This window comes from Roseomonas fluvialis, assembly GCF_022846615.1.
Classification (GTDB): Bacteria; Pseudomonadota; Alphaproteobacteria; order Acetobacterales; family Acetobacteraceae; genus Neoroseomonas; species Neoroseomonas fluvialis.
This window is the reverse complement of sequence record NZ_AP025637.1, coordinates 2900787-2925113: the sequence shown is the minus strand read 5'-3', so window position 1 is coordinate 2925113 and position 24327 is coordinate 2900787. Positions and strand designations below refer to the sequence as shown.

The window sequence follows — 24327 nt, the reverse complement described above, 5'->3', positions numbered from 1 at the left end:
ACCTGCGGGGTGGCTTGATCGCGCCGCGCGCGGGCGCATCTTGGGCAGGACCGAAGGAGCCATGCCCATGCCCGAGCCCATGCAGGAGGCCGACCTGTCCATCGGCACCGATCCCGCGACGCGCGAGGCGATCGAGGCCGCCGCCTTCCGCAAGCTGGTGCAGCACCTGCGCGAGCGGACCGACGTGCAGAACATCGACATGATGAACCTGGCGGGGTTCTGCCGGAACTGCCTGTCGCGCTGGGTGCAGGAGGCCGCCGCCGATCGCGGCCTGGCGCTCGAGACGCCGGCCGCGCGCGAGGCGCTGTACGGCATGCCCTACAAGGACTGGCAGGCGAAGCACCAGAAGGAAGCGAGCGCGGAACAGAAGGCCGCCTTCGCCGCCGCCAACCCCGGGCATTGAACGCATGCTGGCACCGGCGCTCGCCCCCACCCGGCCACCCATCCAGCACACGCTGGTCGCGCGAGGAGCGCGCCTGCGGCACGACCGGTTGCCAGGTGCGGGAGAGGCCCGGCGCCGGACCGAGACGGAGGGCCTTGATGGCGCGCACCCCGAAGGCTAAGCCCGCCTCCCTTCAAACGGCGGGCAGGGCGATGTCACAGGCAGCGAAGACCAGCGACGATACCGAGGTCGGCGGCATCGCAGCCGACCGGCTGCGGTCCATCATCGAGCGCGTGGAGCGGCTCGAGGAGGAGAAGAAGGCGCTGTCGTCGGACATCAAGGACATCATGGCGGAGGCGAAGTCGGCCGGCTTCGACGTGAAGGTGATCCGGCAGATCCTGCGCATCCGCAAGCAGGAACCGGCGGATGTCGAGGAGCAGGAGACGCTGCTCGACCTCTATCGTCGCGCGCTGGGGATGTGATGTTCGCGCCGCCCGACGCCATCACGGGCTGGCACGCGCATGTGTATTTCGACGCGGCATCGCGCGACGCCGCGGCGCGATTGCGCGATGGCATCGCCGCCGCGTTTCCCGACGCGGTGCTCGGGCGCTGGCACGATGTGCCCGTGGGGCCGCATCCGCAGGCGATGTACCAGGTGGCCTTCGCCCCGGCGCTGTTCCCAACGCTGGTGCCGTTCCTGGCGCTGAACCGCGAGGGGCTGGCGGTGCTGGTGCATCCCGACACCGGGCGGCAGCGGGCGGACCATGAACGCCACGCTATGTGGATGGGGGCGGTGCTGCCGCTGGATACGGCGCGGCTGCCGGATTAGCCCCGCCGCACCACCGCCACGAACCCCAGCGCGGTGGCGAACATCAGCAGCGAATAGATCGCCGCCGGCAGCGCATAGGCGGCATCGAGCCCGAGCGCGGCCACCACCGCGATCGCCAGCGTGCCGTTCTGCAGCCCGCATTCCAGTGACAGCGCGATGCGCTGTGGCCGCGCGCAGCCCAGCGCCGCTGAGCCCCAATACGCGACCGCCATCATCACCAGGTTCAGCACCAGCGCCGCCAGCCCTGCCGCGGCGAAGGAGGTCGCGATGTTCTGGCGCTCCGTCCAGATCGCCGCCGCGACGACGATCAGGAACAGCACGCCCGACAACGCCTCCGCCCGCGGCAGCCAGGCCGCCGCCAGCGCGGGCCGCGCGCCGCGCAGCGCCATGCCGAGCAGCACCGGCACCACCACGATCCCGAACATGCGCAACGCGATGCCGACCAGGGACAGGTCCGCCGCCGCGCCCGTGCCGGCGAAATGCTCCAGTGCCAGGAAGACCACGATGGGCACCGTCACCATCGCGGCCAGGCTGGTGATCGCCGTCAGCGCCACCGACAGCGCGACATCGCCGCCGGCGAAGCGCGTCAGCAGGTTCGAGGTCACGCCGCCGGGGGCCGACGCGATCATCATGAGCCCGACCGCCAGCGCCGGCGCTGGCGACCACACCATGGCGATCACGAAGGCGACCGCGGGCAGCAGCAGGATCTGCGAGATGAGCCCCGCCAGCACGTCGCGTGGCTGCTGCACGACCCGGCGGAAATCCGCCGGAGCGAGGCCAAGGCCGAGCGCGAACATGATGGCGAAGAGCGCGAGCGGCAGCAGGATCTCGGTCGTCACACCCATCGCACGGTCCCCGGCAGCGCCCTGGCCGGGCGTCTGTTCCGCGCCCCTATACACCGGCCCGCGCGCCGCGTGGCGCGTGCCTGGCCCGGCGCGGCGCCGGCCGGGCAGGGCGGCCTTCGTGGTGGCGCGCATCGCGCCCCCCCCCCCCCGCGCGCGGCCGCTGCGCGTGTGACCTGGATCGCGGCCCGTGCGCCGCAACGCGCTTCAGATGGCGGGCGGATGCTGCGCCGGGGCGGGGAGGCCAGGATGTTCCACGGCAATGTCAGCCTCGAGATCGCCGAGGGATTGAAGGTGCTGCGCCGGCGCATCGACGCGGCGCGCATCCCGGCCTCGAAGCTCGACGAGACGCTCAACATCGCGACCTGGAACATCCGCGATTTCGGCAAGAAGCGCCGGTCCCAGGCGGCGATCCACTATATCGCGGAGATCATCGGCCAGTTCGACCTCGTGGGCATCGTCGAGACGCGCGACGACCTCACCGACCTCACGCGCGTCCTGCCCATCCTCGGCCCCTACTGGGATGTGGTGTATTCGGACGCCATCCTCGACGCCGGCGGCAATCGCGAGCGGATCGTCTATGTCTTCGACGGCCGCGTCGTGGCCTTCAACGGCCTGGCCGCCGAGGCGAGCCCGCCGCGCCGCAAGTCGGGCACCGAGTACCTGCCGGCCGAGAGCTGGTGGCGCGCGCCGTATGTCGCGTCCTTCAAGTCGGGCAATTTCGACTTCGTCGCCTTCACCACGCATGTCCGCTGGGGCGACAGCACGGCCGCGCGCACGGCGGAACTGCAGGGGCTGGCGAATTGGCTCGGCGCCAAGATGGCCGAACGGCACAAGGAGGACGCCGACATCCTGGTGATGGGGGATTTCAACATCCCCTCGCTGAAAAGCCCGATGTTCGCGGCACTCACCTCGACCGGGCTGCAGCTGCCGGCGGCGCTCGCGAAGGGCAGCTTCGGCAGCAACCTGGCGCGCAACAAGCGCTACGACCAGATCCTGCACTTCGCGCGCTACCCGGAGAATTTCAGCAATGCCGGCGGCGTACTGGATTTCTTCGCCTCGGACCACCGACCGCTGTTTCCCGACCTGACGAAGGATGCCTTCACCTACCAGCTGTCGGACCACCTGCCGCTGTGGATTCAGATCCGCACGGATATCGACGGCGCGCAGCTTGATCAGCTGATCCAGCGCAAGCGCGCCGGGCGCTGACGCGCCGCCGCGGTTGACCGCCGCGCGGGCCCGTCCGACCCTCGGACGGACCAGCAGGGGAGCCACCGCCGTGGGCATTGCGTTCGATCGTCGCCGGGCGCTGGCGGCGGCGTTTGGGGTATCCGCTGCACGGCCGGCGTGGGCGCAGGGGGCGGCGGCGCCCTGGCCGAACCGGCCGATCCGCTTCGTGGTGCCCTGGCCGCCAGGCGGGCTGAACGACCTGATTGCGCGGGCCTTCAACGACCGTGTCGGTGCCGTGTTGGGCCAGACCATCGTCAACGACTTCAAGCCGGGCGCCGGCGGGCGGATCGGGGTGGCGGAGGTCGCGCGCGCGGCACCGGATGGATACGTGATCGGGATGGGCAACCTGGGGCCGCTCACGATCTTCCCGAACCTGTATCGCGACATGCCCTTCGACGTGGCGCGGGACCTGGTGCCGGTGACGATGTTCGCCGCATCCCCGCTGGTGCTGGTGACCAAGGGAGATTTCCCGGCGACAACGGTGGCGGAGCTGATCGCGCGCGCGAAGGCGCAGCCGGGGCGGCTGAACTACGGGTCGGTGGGCATCGGCACGGCGCAGCACCTGATCTTCGAGATGTTCAGGCAACGCGACGGCGTGGACATGGTGCATGTGCCCTATCGCGGGAACACCGACAGCCTGATCGCGCTGCTCGGCGGCGACGTGCAGGCGATGTTCGAAACCCTGCCGACCATCCTGCCGGCCATCCGCGACGGGCGGGTGCGGGCGCTGGCGGTCACCACGCCGACGCGCGTGCCGCAGCTGCCCGATGTGCCCACGCTGGCGGAAGCGGGGCAGCCGGGGATCGAGGTCTCGACCTGGTATGCGGTGATCGTGCCGGCGCGCACGCCGGAGGCGGTGCTGGACCGGCTGTTCGCGGTGTACACGCAGGTGGCGCAGGCGCCGGAGATGCAGCGCTTCCTGGCCGAGCAGGGGCTGGTCTACCTGCCCAATACCCGCGCCGGCTTCGCCGAGCGCATCGCCGCGGAATCAGCGCGCTGGGCGTCGCTGATCCGCGAGCGCGGCATCAGCGTTCAATAGGAGAGCGAGCGATGGACCACGCGATGGCACCGATCGGCGGGGCTTCGGCCTGGCGCGGTGGTGATGAACTCGCGGCGCGCGGCTTCTGGCCGCGGCGGTTGGGCGCGAACGAGATCGCGGCGCTGGAGGAGGCGTTGGCCGCTGTGAAGGCCGCCGGGCGCGCGCCGCCGGCGATGGCGCGGGAGCATTTTTCCATTCCGTCGCTGGCGCCGCTGCTGGCGGAGGTGACGGAGGAACTGGAGAACGGCGCGGGCGTGCTGCGGCTGTCCGGGCTGCCGGTGGAGCGGCTGTCGCGCGAGGATCTGCGCATCCTGTTCTGGGGGCTGTGCGCGAATGTCGGCACGCCGCTGTTCCAGAACACGACCGGAGAGTTCATCGGCGAGGTGAAGGACGAGACCGGGGCGGGGATTGCCGTGACGGGTGGGGGGGCCGGGCCGGTGCCATCGGCGCGGGCACGGTCTCGTTCGACCGGGCCGCTGCGGTTCCATACCGACAAATGCGATGTGCTGGCGCTGCTGTGCGCGTCGAACGGGATCGCGGGGGGTGTGTCGCGCGTGGTGTCCACCGTCGCGATCCATGACGAGATGGCGCGGCGGCGGCCGGATTTGCTCGCGGTGCTGTACGAGGATTTCTGGCGGATGCGGCCGGCGGATGAGGAAGGGGCGGGGCACAGCGACCGCGTGTTCCGGATGCCGGTGTTTGCGCGTGGGCCGGAGGGGGCCTTCACCAGCCAGTACTCGCGCACCTATGTCGAGATGGCGCATGCGGAGCCGGGGGTGCCTCCGTTGCGCGCGGAACAGGTGGAGGCGATGGATCTGCTGGCGGCGCTGGCTGAGGAACTGTGCGCGGAGGCGGCGTTCACGCCAGGGGATATCCAGCTGCTGAACCAGCACGTGACGTATCATGGGCGCACGGCCTACGCGGATGATGCGGCGGCGGGGGCGCATCGCGTATTGCTGCGGGTGTGGCTCGCGGTGCCGGGGAGCCGGGCGCTGCCGGAAGGGCACAGGGTGCAGTGGGGGGCGACGGAGGCGGGGGCGTTGCGCGGGGGTGCGGTGCTGGGGAGGAGTGCGGTGGCGGCTTGAGCGGCACGGCGGCGGATGAGGATCTGATTTTCGAGGCGGTCGTGCCGATGACGCGCGAGGCGTTGGTCGGCAGCATCATGCGGCGGGTTGGCGTCAGGCACGCCCACGCCGCCGCAATCGGCGCGATCGGGCCGATCGCTGCCTGGAAGACCGACACCGGATTTCACCTGCGGCGCTCCGGGCTCTTCAGGTTGCCTCATTGGATGACCCTGGATGCAACTGTCGATGACCTTGGCGATGCCTGCCGGGTCCACGGGCGCGTCGGATGGCATCCGGAGATGGAGCAGGAGCGTCGCAAGGCCGTCGCGTGGGTCGCGTTCTGCCTTGCGTTAGGCTTCACGGTCCTTGTGCTGGCATTGATCGACGGCCGCGGGAGGCTCGGACTTTTCGAAGAGGTGATTGGCTGGTTGATCGTCTTCGCGCTGGCTTTGATCCGGGCCATGCAAGCGTTTTACCGACAGTTCTACGCGTCCAGGCGGCGCGCGCCGGCGGATCGCGTGTTCCTGGTCGAATGGCTGGAGCGGCTGATCGATGCGCCGGTGACGGTGCGGCGGGCAGGCGGCGAGCCGTGAGCGACGGCAACGCGGCCGACGACCTGACCTTCGAGGCCACCGTCCCGATGACGCATGATGCCTTGGTCGCGCACGTGCTGCGGCGTTGCGGCACCATCTGGGGGCAGCCGAGCAGGGTCGGCCCGGTTGCGGCCTGGAAGACCGAGGCTGGGTTTCGTCTGCGCCGGGTCGGCTTGTTCCGCACACCTGGCTGGATCTCGTTGGAGGTTGAGGTCCAGGACCATGGCGGCTCCTGTCGCATCGCAGGGCGCTTCATCTTCGATGACGGCTGGCCGGCGCCGCGCATGCTGGTTGGCGTGATCGCCGGCGCGCAGGCTTGTGTGGCTGCGGTGGTCATTGTGCAGGGCCTGTGGCTCGGGGCCCTGAATCCTGGCGGGTTCCTGTTCTTCGCGTTGTTCGCAGCCGCCGGGATCGGGGGCATCGTCAGCGTGCTTCGCGCGCCCCGCCACGCGGCGGCGAACCGGGCGTTCCTGATCGAGCGGCTGGAGGGGATGATCGGCGTGCCGGTGACTGTGCGCGCGGGTGGGGCGGCACCGTGAGCGACACGACCGCGACCGATCACCTGACCTTCGAAGCCACCGTGCCCATGCCGCGCGATGCGCTGGTGGCGCTGGTGCGGCGGCGCGCGCGGCTCTGGGGCATTCTGCCGGGGTTCGGCGGCGTCGCCGCCCGCAGGACCAGGGACGGATTCCGTCTGCGCATCAGCGACTTCGGGCCCGGGTCCTCGTGGAACGTGCTGGAGGCCAAGGTCGATGATTTTGGGTCAACCTGCCGCGTTCACGGTCGCGTCGGCCGTGACCCGTCGCTGAGGCGGTCGCGGCTGTGGCGCGCTGTCGTGGTGGGGTTGATCTGTACCCTGGTCCTGCTCCCTTTTGCGCTGAACGCTTGGCGGCGCGGCCATTGGGTCAGCGGTGCGCTCGCGACTCTGTTTGCAGCGAGCTACCTGCACCTTCTCTATCGCGAGGTGTTCCCGTTCGGCGTGAGGCGGCGCGAGCCCGCCGACCGAGCCTTCCTGGTGGCGTGGCTGGAACACAAGATCGGCGTGCCGGTCAGCGTGCGCGCGGACGGCGCGGCGGGTTAGGACGCCCAAGCCGCCGGGTGCGTGCCCAAACCCACCGCCGGCAACACCCACCCCGCCGGCATGCCGGCTAGCACCGCGCTATGCCGCACCGCCGTCATGCGCCCGAAGCCGCTGGCGCTGTCCTCCACGAACCGCGCGGGGTCGGCGATGCCGGGCGCTGACAGCCCGCCCTCGACCCGCCCCAGCCGCTTGATCCATTCCCCCGTGCCCGCCAGCGAGACGCGCACCAGCCACGACCCGCCTTCCTCCGCCCGCCGCAGCAGCGCCGCCATCGCGCCGAAGGCCAGCAGGTAGCCCGAGGCATGATCCAGCGCCTGGCAGGGCAGGGGCTTCGGCTTGTCCTCGCCGGCCGCGATGCGTTCTGCATCGTTGATGCCGTTCGCGTTCTGCACCAGGGAATCGAAGCCGCGCCGCCCGGCCCACGGCCCGTGGTGCCCCCAGGCGGAGAGCGAGACGCAGACGATGCCGGGCCTCAGCGCCGCCAGCGCCTCCGGCGCGAAGCCGTGGCCCGCGATGGCGCCGGGGCGGTAGCCCTGCAGGAACACATCCGCGCCGGATGCCAACCCGCGCAGCGTGGCGCGGTCGGCCTCGTCGCGCAGGTCGAGCGACGCGCAGCGCTTGCCCCGCCCGGTATCCATCACCAGCGCGGGGATGGACGGCAGGTGTGGGGCGGTGATGTGCAGCACCTCGGCCCCATGCGCGGCCAGGGTGCGCCCCGCCACCGGCCCGGCGATGACGCGCGTCAGGTCCAGCACGCGGATGCCGTGCAAAGGCCGCGCGCCGAGCGGCGGCAGGGGCGTCGGCGGTGCATCGCCGATGCGTTCCAGCACCAGCGCGGGCAGCGCCGCGGCCGCGATGCCGGCCGGGTGCGCCGCCCATTCATCCATCGATCGCGTCATGGTGGCCACACCGCCGGCGTCGTAGATCGCGGTCTCGGCGTCCTGCGCGGTCCAGCGTTGCAGTGCGGCGCTGACGGCGGCGCGGTCGTAGTCGCACCCGAGCACGCGCAGCACCGCCTCGCGATGATGCGGCAGGTTGGTGTGCAGCCGCAGCCAGCGTCCGTCGCCGGTGCGATGCAGGCCGGCGATGCGGTCCCAGCCCTCGTGGACCGACGCGCCGTCGATGCGCAGGTGGTGTTCGGAGTGGAACTCGGTGAGCGCGTGTTCGATGTCCACCGCGACGTGCTGCGCGGGTCCGCCGCGCTCGGCGTGGATGGCCGCTGCCGCCGCGCCCGTCGCGCCGATGGAAGCGAGTGCGGCGGTGCCGATCGCGAAGGTGGATGGCTGGCACGGGTCGGTGCCGTGGAGCGCGACCTGCGGCATGGCGCGCAGGCCGGCGAGCGTCCACAGGTCGGCGAGCGCGTTGGTTGGGGTCGTTGTCATGGCATCAGCCTCGCGCCGTGGGCCTGCGGCGTCCAGCGCAGCCCGGCCCGTCGCGCCGTCGATCCGGCGCGACGGCGGGTGCGGCGCCGTGCGGTTTTCCGCGACGCCGGCGCCAGGCCGCGGGAGTACAGGCCGGACGTGCGAAGCCTGCGGCACGCGGACTGCCGGATGCGGTGCGGCGACGCTGCGGCAGCCTGGGCTTCGTCGCACAGCCGGCGGGCGCATCGGTGGCCTCGGCGCCTCGCGCCGGGATGCCCGACGACAAACCTGCACCGGGGCGCGGCCGCCCGGGCCGCCAAGGCTCCGCGCGCCTGCGGTGGCCAGGCCGCGCAGCCGCGGCGCAGGGTTTGGCGTCCCTCAGCCTGACAGCGCGTCGATCGCCTCGCGCCGCGTCTCGATCGCCACGCGCCGCTTCACCTTCATGGTTGGCGTGAGCAGGCCGTTCTCGATGGTGAAGGGGTCGGTGGGTGCGAAGTGGCGGATGCGCTCGATGGTGGGCAGCTTGCCGTTCACGCGGCGGACGGCGTCGCCGATCTTGGCCTCCATGCCGTCCGTCGGGACGATCAGGGCGACCAGCGCGGGCTTGCCCTCGCCGGCGACCAGGGCCTGGTGGATCTCCGGTTCGGCCATCAGCAGGGCCTCGATCTTGGCGGGGCTGACCATGTCGCCGCCCAGCGTCTTGATGAAGTCCCGCTTGCGGTCGGTGATGCGCAGGCGGTCGTCCTCGATCACGCCGACGTCGCCGGTGTGCAGCCAGTCGCCGGGCGCGCCTCCGATGGGCTTCAGGGCGGCGGCGGTGGCCTCGGGGTTGTTCCAGTAGCCGGTCATCACGAGCGCGCCCTGGACCAGCACCTCGCCATCCTCGGCGATGCGTAGCGCCACGCCCTTGAGCGGCGGGCCGACCGTCGTGCGGTTGTTGTCCCAGGGCAGATTCACGCTGACCACGGGGCCGGCCTCGGTCTGGCCGTAGCCCTGCAGCACGGGCAGGCCCAGCGCCATGAAGAAGCCCGACAGGTCGGGGTCGAGCCGCGCCCCGCCCGAGACCATCGCCTGCAGCCGCCCGCCGAAGCGCGCGCGTCTTCTCGCGCACCAGCTTGTCGAGCACCAGGTCCTGCAGCTTTTCGAACAACCCCAGCGGCGGGCCGTCCATCCGGCGCAGGCCGAAGGCGACGGCGCGGTCGAACAAGGCGCGCTTCCAGGGCTTTTCCTTCTCGAGCCCCGCCAGGATGCGCCCGCGCAGCACTTCGAACAGGCGGGGTACGGCGGTGATGACGGCGGGCTGGATTTCCGCCAGTTCGGCACTCAGGCGGTCGGCGCCGCGGGAATAGACCACTTCCAGGCCCAGGGACGGCAGCAGGAAGCCGCCCACCGTGTGCTCGTAGGAATGCGACAGCGGCAGGAAGGACAAATACGGCTTGCCGGACAGGCCGAGCCGTTCGGCCAGCGGCGCCACGCCGTCGCGGTTCGCCAGCAGCGCGCGGTGGGGCAGCATGACGCCCTTGGGCACGCCGCCGGTGCCGGAGGTGTAGATCAGGCAGGCAATGGCTTCCGGGCTGATCTGCTCGGTCTCGGCGGCGAGGGTGGCGGGGTCGGCGGCGGTGGCGAGTGCCTCGGACCAGGGGTGGGCGACCAGGCCGGCGGCGGCGGGCGGGTCCTCGCAGCACACCAGCAGGTCGAGGCCGTTCGCGAGGCCGGCGCCTTCCAGCACCTTCTCGGCCAGCTTGCGGGTGGACACCACCGCGGCGCGCGCACCGGAATCGCGCAGGATATGTGCGTGGTCGGCCGCCAGGTTGGTGGTGTAGGTCGGCACCGTGATCGCGCCGATCGCCATGATGGCGGTGTCGGCGATGGGGAATTCGGGGCGGTTTTCGCTGACCAGCAGCACGCGGTCGCCGGGTGCGACGCCCTTGGCGCGCAGGAAGGCCGCGCATGCTGCGACCTGCACCGCGAAGTCGCCCCACGTCACCGACCGCCAGGCGCCGCCCTGCCAGTGGCGGAACAGCGGGCGGTCAGCCCATTCGGCCGCGCGCGTCAGCATCATGGCCGGCAGGCTCGGCCAGCGGCCCGGCGTGTATGGCATGGAGTCTCCCCGGTCTTGCGCCCAGCCTGCATGGTGCGGTGATGCGGGCGCTTGGCCAAGTCCCGGCATGGCCTATATGGGGAACGTGACCAAGCCCCATCTTCCCACCGCCCTTCGTGCTCCCCTCGATGCCGCAGCCGCGCCTGGCGCGCTGCCGGTGTGGGACCTCTCGGACCTCTATGCCGCGCCGGATGATCCGCGCATCGGCGCCGACCTCGACCGGATCGAGGCGCAGGCGCGGGCGTACGAATCGCGGCTGGCCGGCAAGCTCGCGTCGCTGTCCGGCGATGCGCTGGCGCAGGCGATCTCGGAATACGAGGCGATGTGGGAAGGGCTCGGGCGCGTCACCTCCTATGCCGGGCTGGTGTTCAGCGGGGACGCGCAGGACGCGGCGAATGGCCGCTTCTACCAGACCATGCAGGAGCGGGTGACGACCATCTCCTCCCACCTGCTGTTTTTCACGCTTGAGATGAACCGGCTGGAGGATGCCGCGCTCGAGAAGAAGCTCGGCGGGTCGGCGGCGCTCGCGCATTGGCGGCCCTGGCTGCGCGACCTGCGGGTGTTCCGCCCGCACCAGCTCTCCGACGAGGCCGAGAAGCTGCTCCACGAAAAGGAGGTGGCCGGCCGGTCCGCCTGGGTACGGCTGTTCGACGAGACCATCGCGACCATGCGCGTGCCGGTGGGCGGGGAGGAGCTGACCGTCTCGGCCGCGCTGAACCGCTTGTCGGACCGCGACCGCGCGGTGCGCGCGCAGGCGGCCGAAGGTGTCTCGGCGGCGTTTGGCGATCGCGTGCGGCTGTTCACGCTGATCACGAACACGCTGCTGAAGGACAAGGAGATCGAGGACACCTGGCGCCACTACCCGCGCCCCGGGTCGTACCGGAACCGGTCGAACATGGTCGAGGACGAGGTGGTGGACGCGCTGGTGGCCGCCGTGCGCCAGTCCTTCCCGCGCCTGTCGCACCGCTACTACGGCATGAAGGCGAAGTGGCTCGGCCTGCCGAAGCTGCAGCACTGGGACCGCAACGCGCCGCTGCCCGACGAGGATGACCGCTTGGTGCCCTGGCCGGAGGCGGTGGAACGGGTGGTGAAGTCCTATGCCGCCTTCAGCCCGGAACTGGCGCAGGTCGGGCAGCGCTTCTTCGACAAGCCCTGGATCGATGCCGCGCTGCGGCCCGGCAAGGCGTCCGGCGCCTTCGCGCACCCCACGGTGCCGAGCGCGCACCCGTATCTGCTGCTGAACTACCACGGCAAGCCGCGCGACGTGATGACGCTGGCGCATGAGCTCGGCCATGGCGTGCACCAGATCCTGGCAGGTGCGCAGGGCTACCTGATGTCCTCCACGCCGCTGACGCTGGCCGAGACGGCGAGCGTGTTCGGCGAGATGCTGACCTTCCGCGCCGTGCTCGATGCCGAATCCGACCCGCGCCGCCGCCGCGCGATGCTGGCCGGCAAGGTCGAGGACATGCTGAACACGGTGGTCCGCCAGATCGCCTTCTACCGCTTCGAGACGCTGCTGCACGACGAGCGCCGCAAGGGTGAGCTGTCCCATGAGCGCATCGGCGAGCTGTGGATGCAGGTGCAGGTGGAAAGCCTGGGCCCGGCCTTCGAGTTCACGCCGGACTATGGCGTGTACTGGGCGTACATCCCGCATTTTGTGCACTCGCCCTTCTATGTCTATGCCTATGCCTTCGGGGATTGCCTGGTGAATGCGCTGTATGGCGTGTACCGCGAGGGCGGCGTGCCGGGGTTCGAGGGCAAGTACCTGGACATGCTGCGCGCGGGTGGCACCAAGCGGCACAAGGAACTGCTCGCGCCCTTCGGGCTGAACGCCGCCGACCCGGCCTTCTGGATGAAGGGGCTGGATGTGATCTCGGGCTTCATCGATGAGCTGGAGCGCACCGATGGCTGACCGCGAGGGCAGCACCATCTTCGGGGAGGCGCGGCGGATGCTGCGCACCTCCGGCGCTGTCGGCGGCATCGCCGCGCGCTATGCCGGCCAGCGCTTCCTGGGCATGAAGTCCGACAAGGCGGCGCATGCGGAGGACCTGAAGGCCATCCTGGGCGGTCTGAAGGGCCCGATGATGAAGGTGGCGCAGTTCCTGTCCACCGTCCCGGACGCGTTGCCGCCGGAATACGCCAAGGAACTGGCGACACTGCAGGCCAATGCGCCGCCGATGGGCTGGCCCTTCGTGAAGCGCCGCATGGGCAGCGAACTTGGACCGGATTGGGAACGCCGCTTCGCGTCCTTCGAGCGCGAGGCCGCCGCCGCCGCCTCGCTCGGCCAGGTGCATCGCGCCGTGCTGCATGACGGCACGCGCGTGGCCTGCAAGCTGCAATACCCGGACATGGCGAGCGTCGTCGAAGCCGATTTGCGCCAGCTGAAGATGGCGCTGGCGGTGTTCCGCCGCATGGACAGCACGCTCGAGAACGAGGACGCCTTCGTCGAGCTGTCCGACCGCCTGCGCGAGGAGCTGGACTACAAGCGCGAGGCCGCGCAGCAGCGGCTCTATGCCAAGATGCTGACCGGCGTGCCCGGCGTGCGCGTGCCCACGCCGGTCGAGGAATTGACCACGAACCGGCTGCTGACCATGACCTGGCTCGATGGCCGCGCCATCCAGGCGCGCATCGACGAGGACCCGCCGGAGGAGGAACGCGCCGCCTATGCGCGCGCGCTGTTCCGCGCCTGGTACGTGCCGCTGTACGGCTATGGCGTGATCCATGGCGACCCGCATCTGGGCAACTACCAGGTGCGGTCGGACATGCCGGAGAATGGCGGCTGGGGGATCAACCTGCTCGATTTCGGGGTGGTACGGATCTTCCCGCCATCCTTCATCGGCGGCGTGATCATGCTGTTCGAGGCAATCCGCGACGAGGATTTCGACAAGGCGGCCGAGGCGTATCGCGTCTGGGGGTTCAAGAACCTGTCGCGCGAGACGATCGAGGTGCTGAACATCTGGGCGAAGTTCCTGTACGAGCCGCTGCTTGATGACCGGGTGCGGCCGATCCAGGTGAACGACGACCCGATGCATGGCCGCAAGATCGCCGAGCAGGTGCATGCGGGGCTGAAGCGGACGGGCGGGGTGCGGGTGCCGCGGGAGTTCCCGCTGATGGACCGCGCGGCGATCGGGCTGGGGTCGGTGTTCCTGCGGCTGGGGGCCAGGCTGAACTGGCACCAGCTATTCCAGGAGCTGATCCAGGGGTTCGACGTGCAGGTGCTGGCGCAGAAGCAGGCGGTGGCGCTGGCGGAGGCGGGGCTGCCGGATCCGCATCCGGTGACGGCGGGCTAGCCGGCCTGACTGCGATCGTGGCCCCCGTGCCACGCGCGCGGCACCTTCCACCGCCCCGGCTTGACCAACCCTTGAAATCACCGCGCCGCACCCCTGCTTGACGCGGCCGGGCACGCGACGTGCTTGGCATGGGGATCGGTGCTGGACAGTCCGGCGCCGGGCTTGTAGGTGCGCCGCTTCATTTGGCGCGTGGGGGGTATCTCCGGATGCGTGTGGCGGTCCTGAAGGAAACGCGGAGCGGGGAAACCCGCGTGGCCGCGACGCCCGAGACGGTAAAGAAATACGTCGGCATGGGGCTCGATGTGGCGGTGGAGTCCGGCGCGGGCCTGGCCTCCGGCTTCATCGACAGCGCCTATGCCGAGGCGGGGGCGACCATCGCCGCCGATGCCGCGGCGGCGCTGGCCGGGGCGGGCATCGTGCTGGCGGTGCGCGCGCCCGAGGCCGAATTGCCGCGCGGGGCGCTGCTGTTGGGCACGCTCGGCGCCGATGCGGCGGCCGCGGCGGCCTATGCTGCGGCGGGCGTGGATGCCTGTTCCATGGAATTGCTGCCGCGCATCACCCGCGCGCAGTCGATGGACGTGCTGTCCTCCCAGGCCAACCTGGCGGGGTATCGCGCGGTGATCGAGGGCGCGGGGGCCTATGACCGCGGCTTTCCCATGATGATGACAGCGGCCGGCACCGTGCCCGCCGCCAATGTCTTCGTCATGGGCGCGGGGGTTGCCGGGCTGCAGGCCATCGCCACCGCGCGGCGCCTGGGCGGGCGCGTCTCGGCCACCGACGTGCGCCCGGCCGCGAAGGAGGAGATCAAGTCGCTCGGCGCGACCTTCGTCGGATACGAGGACGAGGAGAGCAAGGCCGCGCAGACCGCGGGCGGCTACGCGAAGCAGCTTTCCGCCGAGTTCTACGCCAAGCAGGCCGAGGTCGTGGCCGCGCATATCGCCAAGCAGGACGTGGTGGTGTGCACCGCGCTGGTGCAGGGCCGCCGCGCGCCCACGCTGGTCACCGCCGCGATGGTCGAATCGATGAAGCCGGGTTCGGTCATCGTGGACATCGCCGCCGATGCGGGCGGCAACTGCGCGCTGACCCAGCCGGGCGAAATGGTTGTCACGCCGAACGGCGTGAAGATCCTGGGCTTCACCAACTGGCCCGGGCGTTTGCCGGCGGCAGCATCGGCGCTGTACGCGCGCAACCTGCTCACCTTCCTGTCCACCTTCTGGGACAAGGACGCGAAGGCGCCGAAGCTGCCCGAGGATGATGACATCGTGAAGGGTGTCGCCCTCACCCGCGGCGGCGCCGTGGTCCATCCGCTGATGCAGCCGGCTTCGTAAGGGGACGCACCGATGACTCCGACCCATGTCGCGAACGAGGCGCAGACCATTGCCGAGCGCGCCGTCGCACTTGCCGACACCGCGCGGCGGATGGCCGAGGCCGCGGCGCCGGCCGCCGACGCCATCTCGCCCTTCCTGTACCTCCTGACCATTTTCCTGCTGGCCTGCTTCGTGGGCTACCACGTGGTGTGGAACGTCACCCCGGCGCTGCATTCGCCGCTGATGGGCGTGACCAACGCGATCTCCTCGGTGATCGTGGTGGGCGCGATCCTCGCGGCCGGCATGGCCGAGAGCGGGGCGGCGCGTATCTTCGGCTTCCTGGGCGTGACGCTGGCGGCGGTGAACATCGCCGGTGGCTTCATGGTGACCAGGCGCATGCTCGCGATGTTCAAGAAGAAGGGGAGCTGAGGCGATGGGCACGACGCTCTCGACCATTGCCTATCTCGCGGCATCGGTCCTGTTCATCCTGGCCCTGCGTGGGCTGAGCCACCCCGAGACCAGCCGGCAGGGCAACCTGTACGGCATGATCGGGATGGGCATCGCGATCTTCGCGACCATCTTCAAGGGCGGCATCGACTTCGGCGGCTTCATGCTGATCGTGGCGGGCCTCGCCATCGGTGGCGGCATCGGCACCGTGGTGGCGCAGCGCATCCAGATGACGTCGCTGCCGCAGCTGGTCGCAGCCTTCCACTCGCTGGTCGGCATGGCGGCGGTGTTCGTGGCAGCGGCGGCGTTCTATTCGCCGGAATCCTTCGGCATCGGCGTGGCCGGCAACATCAAGGCGGTGTCGCTGATCGAGATGTCGCTGGGGCTTGCGATTGGTGCCATCACCTTCTCGGGCTCGGTCATCGCGTTCCTGAAGCTCGATGGGCGGATGTCGGGCGCGCCGATCACCTTCGAGAACCAGCACAAGCTGAACGCCATCCTGGGTGGGGTGCTGCTGCTGCTGGTCATCCTGTTCGTGGCCACCGGCTGGTCGGTGCTGTTCTGGGCCATCGCGTTCCTGTCCTTCGCGCTGGGCTTCCTGCTGATCATCCCGATCGGCGGGGCGGACATGCCGGTCGTGGTGTCCATGCTGAACAGCTATTCGGGCTGGGCGGCGGCGGGCATCGGCTTCACCATCGGCAACCTGCTGCTGATCGTGACCGGCGCGCTGGTCGGCGCCTCGGGTGCCATCCTGTCCTACATCATGTGCAAGGGCATGAACCGCAGCATCATCAACGTGCTGCTGGGCGGCTTCGGGTCCGAGGGCGGCACCGTCGGTGCCGGCGCGGGCAATGCCGACCGCCCGCCGGTCAAGGCCGGGTCGCCGGAAGACGCGGCCTACATGATGAAGAACGCGCAGAAGATCATCGTGGTGCCGGGCTACGGCATGGCGGTGGCGCAGGCCCAGCAGGTGCTGCGCGAAATGGCCGACCTGCTGAAGAAGGAAGGCGTGGACGTCTCCTACGCCATCCATCCGGTGGCCGGGCGCATGCCGGGCCACATGAACGTGCTGCTGGCCGAGGCGAACGTGCCCTATGACGAGGTGCACGAGCTCGAGGAGATCAACCCCGAATTCGCCGATGCCGACGTGGCCTTCGTGATCGGGGCGAACGACGTGACCAACCCGGCCGCCAAGACCGACAAGTCGTCGGCCATCTATGGCATGCCGATCCTGGACGTGGAGAAGGCCAAGACGGTCTTCTTCATCAAGCGCGGCATGGCGTCGGGCTACGCCGGCGTGGACAACGAGCTGTTCTTCCGTCCGAACACGATGATGCTGTTCGGCGATGCGAAGAAGGTCACGCAGGAGATCGTGCAGGCGCTCCAGCGCTGAGGCACGGATGGGGGCGCGGGGCCATGTCCGGTGCCGCGCCCCACGCCACGACCTGAATTCACGTCAGCGAACGCCCTCGGCCGCGGCCGAGTGCATCAGCGCCTCGCGCAGGCGCATCACGAGGCGCGGGGCCGCCTCGGGGTCGGCGGGCGCGGCTTCGAAGCCGTCGGGGTCGTCGACGAAGCCCATGGTCCAGGCATCGAAGGCGCGGGCGGTCACCTCGGCCACTTCGAGGACGGCCACGGCCGTGTGGCGTTCGTCCATCTGGATACGTTCGAAGATCTCCTCGACCGCGGCGGGCGGGCCTTCCAGCACCTGGGCGAAGTGCTTGTTGCTGAGCATCATCGCGCCCGTCACGCGCATCGCGGCGTTGTTGCGCCGCGCGGTGGCCAGGATGGCATCGAGGTCGTCGCGCGAGGTGGTCAGCGCGCGGCTGACATAGGTGACGCGGCGCAGCACCTGAGGTGCGTCGGTCATGGGCGGGTCTCCTGGAGGTGCAGCCGCGCGGCGGCCTCGCGCAGCCTTTCGATCGTCTCGGGGATGGCGCCGGCGGCGACCGGGCGGGCGATCAGGAAGCCCTGTGCATCGGCACAGCCGTGCAGTACCAGGCGCTGCATCTGCTCCTCGGTCTCGACCCCCTCGGCGGTGGTGCGCAGGCCGAGCGAGGCGCCGAGTGCCACCACCGCCTGCACAATGGCCGCGCTGTCGGCACGCTCCCCGATGCCGGCGATGAAGCTGCGGTCGATCTTGACGCGATCGAGTGGGAAGTCGCGCAACTGCGTCAGCGACGAATAGCCGGTGCCGAAATCGTCCAGCGAGATGCGCACGCCCATCGCGCGCAGCCGCTGGCAGGTGGCGATGGCGCGCGTGACGTCGTGCAGCAGCGAGGTCTCGGTCACCTCGATCTCGAGCCGATGGGCGGCAAGGCCGCTCTCCGCCAGGGCGGATCGCACCACGCCCACGATGTCGCCGCGGGCGAATTGGGGCGCGGCCACGTTGACCGCCACATGCAGGTCGGCCGGCCACGTCGTGGCCTCGCGGCAGGCGGTGCGCAGCACCCATTCACCGATCGGCACGATCAGGCCGATCTCCTCCGCCAGCGCGACGAAATCCCCGGGCGGCACCAGGCCGCGCGAGGGGTGGTTCCAGCGCAGCAGCGCCTCGAACCCCGTGAGCGCGCCGGTCGCGACCGCCACCTGCGGCTGGTAGTGCAGTTCGAGTTGACCGAGGCCGATCGCCGCGCGCAATTCGCCTTCCAGCACGCGGCGCGCATCGGCGCGCGAGCGCAGCGCGGGCACGAAGCGGCGTACCGTGCCGCGGCCCTCCGCCTTGGCCTGGTACAGCGCGAGGTCCGCCGCGCGCAGCAATGACGCGGCATCGGTGCCGTCCGCGGGGTAGTGCGCCACGCCGACCGAACAGCCGATCACGGCACTCTGGCCATCGAGCAGGAAGGGGCGGGCGAGCATGTCGGTCAGGCGTTCGCCCAGCGCCGCGGCGGCATCGGGCTGCGGCGTGTCGGGCAGCAGCAGGGCGAATTCATCCCCGCCGATCCGCCCGGCGATGTCGGTGCCGCGGATGCAGGCGCGGATGCGCCGGCCGACCCCGCGCAGCAGCGCATCGCCGTAGTGGTGGCCGAGCGTGTCGTTCACCGCCTTGAAGCGGTCGAGGTCGAGCGCCAGCACGGCGAACGGCGTCCCGTCCTGCGCGGCGTCATGCAGGTGGGCTTCCAGGCTGGCGAGGAAGCCCTCGCGCCGCAGCAGCCCGGTCAGCCCGTCGGTCGGGCCGGCGGCTTCGATTCCGAGGGCGTTTGGCAGCGGCGCGGCATGGGTCATGGGCGGCCGCGACTATCGCCGCGGCACCTTAACCGGAGGCGAATCTCAGCCCTGGTTGGCCCGCAGCGCGGCACGCAATTCCGCCCCGCCGGACACCCAGCCGAAGAAGGTCTCGACGTTGAATTCGGTGGCCGCTTGCGCGCCGGGGCCGGCCGCCATGGTCGCATCCGCCAGCATCACGGGGAAGAATTCGCGGTGATAGGCGTCGCGGATGGTGCTCTCGACACACACGTTGGTGGCAACGCCGCAGACCAGCAGCGTGCGGATGCGCCGCGCCGCCAGCACCTGGTCGAGCGCGGTGCCCGCGAAGCCGGAATAGCGCGCCTTGGGCACGACGATGTCGCCGGCATGGGGCGTGAGCTCGGGGACGATGTCGTAATCCCAGGTGCCGTGCGTGATGAGCTTGCCGGCATAGGCGTCGTTCGCCCGCATGAACTTCAGCGCGTTCGACTTGTGCCACACCGGGGCGGTCGGCGGCGCCTCGCGCTGGTCGGGGCTGAAACCGTTCTGCAGGTAGACGACCGGGATGCCCGCGGCGCGGCAGGCATCGGCGATGCGCGCGGTCTCGGCGATGACGGGCGCCGCGCCGGAGACGTCGAAGCCCACCAGGTCGATGTAGCCGCCCTTCGACAGGTAGGCGTTCTGCATGTCGACGATGACCAGGGCGGTCTCCTCGATCACGACGTCGAGCGGTTCGGGCCGGCAGGGCAGGGTGATGGTGCGGGGCATGGCGGTGTCCTTGCAGTGTCGTGATGCGGACGGGCGTGACGTGAACCGGCGCGCGGCGATGCGGTCGGTTTGGCAATGCGCGTGCCATCCGTCGTTGCGGCCCCTGCGCCGGCGCGCCAGCATGGGGCCGGATCACAGCGGGGGATATCCGTGGACGGGCAGCAACCAGCCGCGGGCATGCCCGCGTGAGCGCCGAATCGCACGGGCCGGACCTGGTCAGCGTGGTGGCGCTGCTCGGTGCCGCGGTGGTGGCGGTGCCGCTGTTCAAGCGGCTCGGGCTCGGATCCGTGCTGGGCTACCTGGTGGCCGGGCTGGTCATCGGGCCCTTCGGCATCGGGCTGTTCACCGACGCGCAGGCGATCCTGCATGTCGCCGAGCTTGGCGTGGTGATGTTCCTGTTCATCATCGGGCTCGAGATGGAGCCCTCGCGCCTGTGGGGGATGCGCCAGCAGATCTTCGGCCTGGGTGTCGCGCAGGTGGGCGTGTGCATGGCGCTGCTGGGCGGTATCGCGTGGCTCGCGGGTTATCCGCCGGTGGTGGCCTTCGTGGCGGGCACCGGCTTCGTGCTGACCTCGACCGCGATCGTGATGCAGATGCTCGAGGAACGGCGCATGGTCGGCACGCGGGCGGGGCAGCGCATCATCGCGGTGCTGCTGCTCGAGGACCTGGCGATCGTGCCGCTGCTGGCGCTGGTGGCCTTCCTTGCGCCCGGCGCAGGTGTGACCAGCGCCTTCGAACGCTGGCAGGCGGTCGGCATCGGCCTCGCGTCCATCGCCGCGCTAGTGGCGGCGGGGCTGTACCTGCTGAACCCGATGTTCCGCCTGCTGGCCGAGGCCCGCGCGCGCGAGGTGATGACGGCGGCCGCGCTGCTGGTGGTGCTGGGATCGGCGCTGGCGATGCAGTTGGGTGGCCTGTCGATGGCGATGGGCGCCTTCCTGGCCGGGGTGCTGCTGTCCGAGAGCGCCTTCCGGCACCAGCTGGAAGCCGATGTCGAGCCCTTCCGGGGGCTGCTGCTGGGGCTGTTCTTCCTGGCCGTGGGCATGTCGCTCGACCTCGCGGTGATCGGGGCGAACTGGGTGCTGGTCGCAGGCGGCGTGGTGGCCTGCATGGTGGTGAAGGCGGTGGCGATCTATGCGGTCGCGCGCGCCGGGCGGGCCGACCACCGGGAGGCGCTGGAGCGCGCGGTGCTGATGGCGCAGGGCGGGGAGTTCGCCTTCGTGCTGTACGCCGCGGCCGCGGCGGTGGGCATCATCGACGGGCCGACCAATGCGGTGCTGACGGCGACCGTCATTGTCTCGATGGTGCTGACACCCGTCATGATCATCCTGCACGACCGGATGGTGCCCGCGGCGGAGCCGTCGCTGGATGGCGTGGAGGCACCCAGCCACAACGAGGCGCGCGTGCTGATCATCGGCTTCGGGCGCTTCGGGCAGATCGCCGGCGGGTCGATGCTGACGCGCAACTTCACCATCTCGGTCATCGATATCGACCCCGAGATGGTGCGCGAGGCGAATGCCTACGGCTTCAAGGTGCATTACGGGGACGGCACGCGGCTTGATATCCTGCACGCGGCGGGGGCGGGGCGTGCCGAGATCATCCTGTGCTGCGTCGACGACCGGGACGCGGCGCTGCGCATCATCCACCTGCTGAAGTCGGAGTTCCGCGGCATTCCCGTGCTGGCGCGCGCCTTCGACCGCGAGCACGCGATGCGGCTGCTGGCCGCCGGCGCCGACGAGGTGGTGCGCGAGACCTTCGAATCCGCGCTTTCGATCGGGCGGTCGGCGCTGATCCGCACCGGCACCCCGGATGCCGAGGCCGACGAGGTGATCGCGACGCTGCGCCGGCGCGATGCCGAGCGCTTCGCGCTCGAGGCGTCGCAGGGGATGGAGGCGGGGCGGCGGCTGCTGCTGTCGCACCGCAAGGACTGGCTGGGCGACGGCGCGGAGGCGGCGCGGGATCCGGCGCCGCAGCAGGGCGGGGGCTGACGCGCCGGGCAGCAAAAAGCCGCGGAACACGCCTGGCGTGCCGCGGCCGTCAGCTCCGCGCCGGGGCGCGGGGTGGGTGGCTCAGAAGCCTTCGCGCTCGAGGCGCTTGCGCTCAACCTTGCGGGCGCGACGGACGGCCTCGGCGGCCTCGCGCGCACGGCGCTCGGACGGCTTTTCGTAGTGGCGGCGAAGCTTCATCTCGCGGAAAACGCCTTCCCGCTGGAGCTTCTTCTTCAGGGCCTTGAGGGCCTGGTCGATATTGTTGTCCCGAACGACGACTTGCACGCGGCGCAACCTCCTGCGCGTTGGATGTGGAAGGCAAACAAGCACGGCCGGTTGCCCGGTCCGTGCGGATCGGCGCCGCCATAGCACGGATTCGCGCCGGGCCGGAAGCCCTCCCGCAATCGCGCGGCGCCCTATATTCACCCATGCGCCACTTTTCCGAGTGCGACCGACCGCCATGGCCATCCTGAAGATCGCCCGCATGGGCCACCCCATCCTGCTGGCCCGCGCGGCCGAGGTGACGGATCCGACCGCCCCCGAGATCCACCGCCTGGTGGCCGACATGGCCGAGACCATGGAGGATGCGGGCGGGATCGGCCTGGCCGCGCCGCAGGTGCATGTGGGGCTGCGGCTGTTCGTCTGGCGGACCGGGGCCGGCGGTGTCTCGGCGTTGATCAACCCGGTGCTGGAACCGGTGGGCGAGGAGACCGAGGCAGCCTTCGAGGGCTGCCTGTCCATCCCTGGCCTGCGTGGTGCGGTACGCCGGCCGGCGCGCATCCGGTTCCGCGGCGTCGACATCGCGGGCAAACCGGTCGAGGGGGAGGCGGCGGGGATCGTCGCGCGCGTCATGCAGCATGAGGCGGACCACCTGGATGGCCTGCTGTATCCCATGCGCATGCAGGACTTCACGCAATTCGGCTTCACCGAGGAACTGGCGCGCGCCGCCGCCGCGCAGCGCGCCGAACAGGAGAAGGCACCATGACCGACCTGCCCGAGTCCGATGCCGTCATCGAGGCGTTGCTGCCGCTGGTGCCCGCGATGGGCTGGACGCCGCGAGCCATCGCCGCGGCCTTGCGCGCCGCGGGGCTGCCCGAAGAAGAGGCCGCCTTCCTGTTCCCGCGCGGCCCGGTCAGCGCGATCGAGGCCTGGCTGGCGCTGGCCGACCGGCAAATGGCCGAGGCGGCGGGGGATCTGTCGGGCCTGCGCACGCCTGACCGAATCCGCACCCTGATCGCGACGCGCCTGCGCCAGGCGGGGCCGCACCGGGAGGCGGTGCGCCAGGCGCTGGCGCTGCAGTCGCTGCCCTGGAACGTGCCGTCGGCGCTGCGGACGGCGGCGCGCACGGCGAATGCGATCTGGTATGCGGCGGGCGATAGCTCGGCGGATTTCTCCTGGTACACGCGCCGCGTGAGCCTGAGCGCGGTGTATGGCGCCACGCTGGCCTTCTGGCTGCGCGACGAATCGGACGATATCGGCCCGACGCTCGACTTCCTGGACCGCCGGCTGGCGGGGCTGGCGCGGATCGGCCGGCTGCGGCGCGGGTGCGGACGCAAGCGGGCGGCGTGAGGGCGGGGTCGGGCCGGCGCCGGGCGCGGCCTTCGTAGGTCGGGCGCCGGAGCGCCACCGCGGCGGGTCATGCGGTGCCGAATACCGACGTCGCTTGGAAGCTATGCCCGTGCGCTGCGTGGACCGTGCGGCGGTGCGTCGCACCAAGGGTGCGCCAGTCTATCGCGCCGAGGGCGAGCCCGTGTATCGCGCTGCGAGTGCGGCAGTGCGTCGCGCGCAGAGCGCGCCCTTCGCCTCTGGGAGGGCCCGGAGGCCGGTGCCGGGCGTGTCAAGCGGGTACCAGGGGCGGGCGGCCGCGCCGTGTTACACGGGCGTCTGCACGGCGTGCCGCAAGGCTTTGGTTCCCCTGGCGATTGAATACGTTTTTTTGGGTTTCCCCGTATCCGGCCGCGGAGTATCAGCGAACCCAGGAATCGTGTACCGCGCGCCGAGTCGGGGCGGGGTGCGCGTTCATCCATCCGCAAGGGAGCGCCAGGCGCCCATGACCAAGACCCGCACCTTCCTCGCCGCGCTCTGCGGCATCGCCATTGCCGGCCCGGCGCTGGCAAATACCTGCCTACGGCCCGAGGAGCGCGCCGTGTTCGAGCTGCGCGCCCTGCGGTCCTACCTGATGGTCAGCGCGCTGCAGTGCCAGAAGGGCGAGAGCTACAACCAGTTCGTGCGGCGCTTCGGCGGCGATCTGACGGCGGCCGACCGCGCGGCGCAGGCGCATTTCACGCGCGTGCATGGCGGGCAGGGGCGCACGCGCCTCGATGTCTACAACACCACCATGGCGAACGAGCATTCCGAGGACGCGATCCGCTCGGGGTCGTTCTTCTGCCGCGATGCGGACCCGCTGTTCCAGCGCGTGCTGGCGACGCCGGCGCCGCAGCTCGCTGCCCTGGCAGCCGAGCGCAACATTCCGCAGACCTACGGTGATGATTGCGGCGCGACGCCCGCCGCGGCGGCACGCCCCGCCCGTACCGCAGCGCGCAGCAGCACCACGCGCCGCTGATCCGCGGCACGGTCGATCGGGGAGGGGGCGGTGCGCAGGCGCCGCCCCTTTTTCGTGGGCGCTGCGCGCGTGAAGCGCGCGTGCCCTTCGATGGTCAGCGGAAGGCCGATCGTACGGCAGCCATCACGCCGCGCGGCCCTTGAACGTCAGGCGAAACGCGGATCGTGCGCCGGCACGATCCGCCAGCGCACGGCGCGATCGCGCCCGGAAAATCAGTCGATGCCGGCGCGCCGGTAAACAGGGCTCGAGCCAAGCGCCT

25 protein-coding genes and 1 pseudogene are annotated in these 24327 nt (G+C 70.7%); 18 read left to right on the top strand and 8 right to left on the bottom strand.

Annotation, left to right across the window (positions count from 1 at the left end):
- Positions 1-67 precede the first annotated feature (67 nt).
- The 3 genes from MWM08_RS14175 to MWM08_RS14165 all read left to right on the top strand — a co-directional run bounded on the left by MWM08_RS14175 (position 68) and on the right by MWM08_RS14165 (position 1211).
- The gene (locus tag MWM08_RS14175) at positions 68-403 is read left to right on the top strand and encodes a DUF1244 domain-containing protein (protein WP_244407082.1); all 336 of its coding nucleotides are present in this window, start codon (positions 68-70) and stop codon (positions 401-403) included.
- Between the two features lie 191 nt (positions 404-594).
- A complete protein-coding gene (locus MWM08_RS14170; RefSeq protein WP_230167737.1) occupies positions 595-864 on the top strand; it encodes a DUF2312 domain-containing protein in 270 nt (89 codons plus the stop codon).
- Positions 864-1211, top strand: coding sequence for a DOPA 4,5-dioxygenase family protein (locus MWM08_RS14165; RefSeq protein ID WP_244407081.1), 348 nt, complete (start codon positions 864-866; stop codon positions 1209-1211). Before MWM08_RS14170 ends, MWM08_RS14165 begins: the two co-directional genes overlap by 1 nt.
- Here MWM08_RS14165 and MWM08_RS14160 read toward each other — a convergent pair.
- Positions 1208-2188 carry a bile acid:sodium symporter family protein gene (locus MWM08_RS14160; RefSeq protein WP_244407080.1) on the bottom strand — a complete coding sequence of 327 codons (981 nt, stop codon included), beginning with the start codon at positions 2186-2188 and terminating at the stop codon, positions 1208-1210. The genes MWM08_RS14165 and MWM08_RS14160 overlap by 4 nt on opposite strands.
- Before the next feature lie 114 nt (positions 2189-2302).
- Between MWM08_RS14160 and MWM08_RS14155 the strand changes: the two genes are divergently transcribed.
- The 6 genes from MWM08_RS14155 (at position 2303) to MWM08_RS14130 (ending at position 7060) form a co-directional block, all read left to right on the top strand.
- Positions 2303-3262: an endonuclease/exonuclease/phosphatase family protein gene (locus MWM08_RS14155; protein WP_244407079.1), complete on the top strand. Its 960-nt coding sequence runs from the start codon at positions 2303-2305 to the stop codon at positions 3260-3262.
- A gap of 70 nt (positions 3263-3332) precedes the next feature.
- A complete protein-coding gene (locus MWM08_RS14150; RefSeq protein ID WP_244407078.1) occupies positions 3333-4322 on the top strand; it encodes a Bug family tripartite tricarboxylate transporter substrate binding protein in 990 nt (329 codons plus the stop codon).
- An 11-nt stretch (positions 4323-4333) separates the two neighbouring features.
- Complete coding sequence (locus MWM08_RS14145; RefSeq protein WP_279323201.1) at positions 4334-5407, top strand: TauD/TfdA family dioxygenase; 1074 nt, start codon at positions 4334-4336, stop codon at positions 5405-5407.
- On the top strand, positions 5404-5979 hold the full coding sequence (locus MWM08_RS14140; RefSeq protein ID WP_244407077.1) for a hypothetical protein: 576 nt from the start codon (positions 5404-5406) through the stop codon (positions 5977-5979). Before MWM08_RS14145 ends, MWM08_RS14140 begins: the two co-directional genes overlap by 4 nt.
- Complete coding sequence (locus tag MWM08_RS14135) at positions 5976-6518, top strand: hypothetical protein (RefSeq protein WP_244407076.1); 543 nt, start codon at positions 5976-5978, stop codon at positions 6516-6518. The genes MWM08_RS14140 and MWM08_RS14135 overlap by 4 nt, the downstream gene beginning before the upstream one ends.
- Positions 6515-7060 carry a hypothetical protein gene (locus tag MWM08_RS14130; protein WP_244407075.1) on the top strand — a complete coding sequence of 182 codons (546 nt, stop codon included), beginning with the start codon at positions 6515-6517 and terminating at the stop codon, positions 7058-7060. Before MWM08_RS14135 ends, MWM08_RS14130 begins: the two co-directional genes overlap by 4 nt.
- Here MWM08_RS14130 and MWM08_RS14125 read toward each other — a convergent pair.
- From MWM08_RS14125 to MWM08_RS26315, 3 genes and pseudogenes are all read right to left on the bottom strand, one after another.
- Complete coding sequence (locus MWM08_RS14125; protein ID WP_244407074.1) at positions 7057-8442, bottom strand: CoA transferase; 1386 nt, start codon at positions 8440-8442, stop codon at positions 7057-7059. The genes MWM08_RS14130 and MWM08_RS14125 overlap by 4 nt on opposite strands.
- Before the next feature lie 357 nt (positions 8443-8799).
- Positions 8800-9489: an AMP-binding protein gene (locus tag MWM08_RS26320; RefSeq protein ID WP_255751345.1), complete on the bottom strand. Its 690-nt coding sequence runs from the start codon at positions 9487-9489 to the stop codon at positions 8800-8802.
- 223 nt (positions 9490-9712) lie between these two features.
- Positions 9713-10480 (bottom strand): annotated as a pseudogene (locus tag MWM08_RS26315) (AMP-binding protein); the annotation flags it as partial.
- A gap of 118 nt (positions 10481-10598) precedes the next feature.
- On the opposite strand from MWM08_RS26315, the gene MWM08_RS14115 reads away from it, so the two are divergent.
- From MWM08_RS14115 to MWM08_RS14095, 5 genes are all read left to right on the top strand, one after another.
- The gene (locus MWM08_RS14115) at positions 10599-12434 is read left to right on the top strand and encodes a M3 family oligoendopeptidase (protein WP_423815975.1); all 1836 of its coding nucleotides are present in this window, start codon (positions 10599-10601) and stop codon (positions 12432-12434) included.
- Complete coding sequence (locus tag MWM08_RS14110; protein WP_244407072.1) at positions 12427-13812, top strand: ABC1 kinase family protein; 1386 nt, start codon at positions 12427-12429, stop codon at positions 13810-13812. The genes MWM08_RS14115 and MWM08_RS14110 overlap by 8 nt, the downstream gene beginning before the upstream one ends.
- Positions 13813-14018: 206 nt before the next feature.
- Positions 14019-15140: a Re/Si-specific NAD(P)(+) transhydrogenase subunit alpha gene (locus MWM08_RS14105; protein WP_244407071.1), complete on the top strand. Its 1122-nt coding sequence runs from the start codon at positions 14019-14021 to the stop codon at positions 15138-15140.
- 12 nt (positions 15141-15152) lie between these two features.
- Positions 15153-15548 carry an NAD(P) transhydrogenase subunit alpha part 2 gene (locus MWM08_RS14100; RefSeq protein WP_244407070.1) on the top strand — a complete coding sequence of 132 codons (396 nt, stop codon included), beginning with the start codon at positions 15153-15155 and terminating at the stop codon, positions 15546-15548.
- A gap of 4 nt (positions 15549-15552) precedes the next feature.
- The gene (locus MWM08_RS14095; protein WP_244407069.1) at positions 15553-16959 is read left to right on the top strand and encodes an NAD(P)(+) transhydrogenase (Re/Si-specific) subunit beta; all 1407 of its coding nucleotides are present in this window, start codon (positions 15553-15555) and stop codon (positions 16957-16959) included.
- A 63-nt stretch (positions 16960-17022) separates the two neighbouring features.
- On the opposite strand, the gene MWM08_RS14090 is transcribed toward MWM08_RS14095, so the two are convergent.
- The 3 genes from MWM08_RS14090 to MWM08_RS14080 are packed head-to-tail and all read right to left on the bottom strand — an operon-like array spanning position 17023 to position 19520.
- Positions 17023-17436: a BLUF domain-containing protein gene (locus tag MWM08_RS14090; RefSeq protein WP_244407068.1), complete on the bottom strand. Its 414-nt coding sequence runs from the start codon at positions 17434-17436 to the stop codon at positions 17023-17025.
- Positions 17433-18791: a putative bifunctional diguanylate cyclase/phosphodiesterase gene (locus MWM08_RS14085; protein WP_244407067.1), complete on the bottom strand. Its 1359-nt coding sequence runs from the start codon at positions 18789-18791 to the stop codon at positions 17433-17435. Before MWM08_RS14085 ends, MWM08_RS14090 begins: the two co-directional genes overlap by 4 nt.
- A 45-nt stretch (positions 18792-18836) precedes the next feature.
- Positions 18837-19520, bottom strand: a complete 684-nt coding sequence (locus tag MWM08_RS14080; RefSeq protein WP_244407066.1) for an isochorismatase family protein — start codon at positions 19518-19520, stop codon at positions 18837-18839.
- A 185-nt stretch (positions 19521-19705) separates the two neighbouring features.
- Here MWM08_RS14080 and MWM08_RS14075 point away from each other — a divergent pair, with 185 nt between their 5' ends.
- Complete coding sequence (locus MWM08_RS14075; RefSeq protein WP_244407065.1) at positions 19706-21505, top strand: monovalent cation:proton antiporter-2 (CPA2) family protein; 1800 nt, start codon at positions 19706-19708, stop codon at positions 21503-21505.
- Positions 21506-21586: 81 nt separating this feature from the next.
- Here MWM08_RS14075 and rpsU read toward each other — a convergent pair whose 3' ends face one another.
- Positions 21587-21790: a 30S ribosomal protein S21 gene (gene rpsU / locus MWM08_RS14070; RefSeq protein WP_007006360.1), complete on the bottom strand. Its 204-nt coding sequence runs from the start codon at positions 21788-21790 to the stop codon at positions 21587-21589.
- A 175-nt stretch (positions 21791-21965) separates the two neighbouring features.
- Here rpsU and def point away from each other — a divergent pair, with 175 nt between their 5' ends.
- From def to MWM08_RS14055, 3 genes are all read left to right on the top strand, one after another.
- Positions 21966-22490, top strand: coding sequence for a peptide deformylase (gene def, locus MWM08_RS14065; protein ID WP_244407064.1), 525 nt, complete (start codon positions 21966-21968; stop codon positions 22488-22490).
- Complete coding sequence (locus MWM08_RS14060) at positions 22487-23074, top strand: COQ9 family protein (protein WP_244407063.1); 588 nt, start codon at positions 22487-22489, stop codon at positions 23072-23074. The genes def and MWM08_RS14060 overlap by 4 nt, the downstream gene beginning before the upstream one ends.
- A gap of 481 nt (positions 23075-23555) precedes the next feature.
- Positions 23556-24068 carry a hypothetical protein gene (locus MWM08_RS14055; RefSeq protein ID WP_244407062.1) on the top strand — a complete coding sequence of 171 codons (513 nt, stop codon included), beginning with the start codon at positions 23556-23558 and terminating at the stop codon, positions 24066-24068.
- The last annotated feature ends 259 nt before the right edge of the window (positions 24069-24327 follow it).

Excerpts from the sequence above, each read along its gene's own strand:
- MWM08_RS14175 (WP_244407082.1), top strand. The coding sequence starts at position 68 with ATGCCCGAGCCCATGCAGGAGGCCGACCTGTCCATCGGCACCGATCCC.
- MWM08_RS14170 (WP_230167737.1), top strand. The coding sequence starts at position 595 with ATGTCACAGGCAGCGAAGACCAGCGACGATACCGAGGTCGGCGGCATC.
- MWM08_RS14165 (WP_244407081.1), top strand. The coding sequence starts at position 864 with ATGTTCGCGCCGCCCGACGCCATCACGGGCTGGCACGCGCATGTGTAT.
- MWM08_RS14160 (WP_244407080.1), bottom strand. The coding sequence starts at position 2,188 with ATGCGCGCCACCACGAAGGCCGCCCTGCCCGGCCGGCGCCGCGCCGGG.
- MWM08_RS14155 (WP_244407079.1), top strand. The coding sequence starts at position 2,303 with ATGTTCCACGGCAATGTCAGCCTCGAGATCGCCGAGGGATTGAAGGTG.
- MWM08_RS14145 (WP_279323201.1), top strand. The coding sequence starts at position 4,334 with ATGGACCACGCGATGGCACCGATCGGCGGGGCTTCGGCCTGGCGCGGT.
- MWM08_RS14125 (WP_244407074.1), bottom strand. The coding sequence starts at position 8,442 with ATGACAACGACCCCAACCAACGCGCTCGCCGACCTGTGGACGCTCGCC.
- MWM08_RS26320 (WP_255751345.1), bottom strand. The coding sequence starts at position 9,489 with ATGGTCTCGGGCGGGGCGCGGCTCGACCCCGACCTGTCGGGCTTCTTC.
- MWM08_RS14115 (WP_423815975.1), top strand. The coding sequence starts at position 10,599 with ATGGGGAACGTGACCAAGCCCCATCTTCCCACCGCCCTTCGTGCTCCC.
- MWM08_RS14110 (WP_244407072.1), top strand. The coding sequence starts at position 12,427 with ATGGCTGACCGCGAGGGCAGCACCATCTTCGGGGAGGCGCGGCGGATG.
- MWM08_RS14105 (WP_244407071.1), top strand. The coding sequence starts at position 14,019 with ATGCGTGTGGCGGTCCTGAAGGAAACGCGGAGCGGGGAAACCCGCGTG.
- MWM08_RS14100 (WP_244407070.1), top strand. The coding sequence starts at position 15,153 with ATGACTCCGACCCATGTCGCGAACGAGGCGCAGACCATTGCCGAGCGC.
- MWM08_RS14095 (WP_244407069.1), top strand. The coding sequence starts at position 15,553 with ATGGGCACGACGCTCTCGACCATTGCCTATCTCGCGGCATCGGTCCTG.
- MWM08_RS14090 (WP_244407068.1), bottom strand. The coding sequence starts at position 17,436 with ATGACCGACGCACCTCAGGTGCTGCGCCGCGTCACCTATGTCAGCCGC.
- MWM08_RS14085 (WP_244407067.1), bottom strand. The coding sequence starts at position 18,791 with ATGACCCATGCCGCGCCGCTGCCAAACGCCCTCGGAATCGAAGCCGCC.
- MWM08_RS14080 (WP_244407066.1), bottom strand. The coding sequence starts at position 19,520 with ATGCCCCGCACCATCACCCTGCCCTGCCGGCCCGAACCGCTCGACGTC.
- def (WP_244407064.1), top strand. The coding sequence starts at position 21,966 with ATGGCCATCCTGAAGATCGCCCGCATGGGCCACCCCATCCTGCTGGCC.
- MWM08_RS14060 (WP_244407063.1), top strand. The coding sequence starts at position 22,487 with ATGACCGACCTGCCCGAGTCCGATGCCGTCATCGAGGCGTTGCTGCCG.
- MWM08_RS14055 (WP_244407062.1), top strand. The coding sequence starts at position 23,556 with ATGACCAAGACCCGCACCTTCCTCGCCGCGCTCTGCGGCATCGCCATT.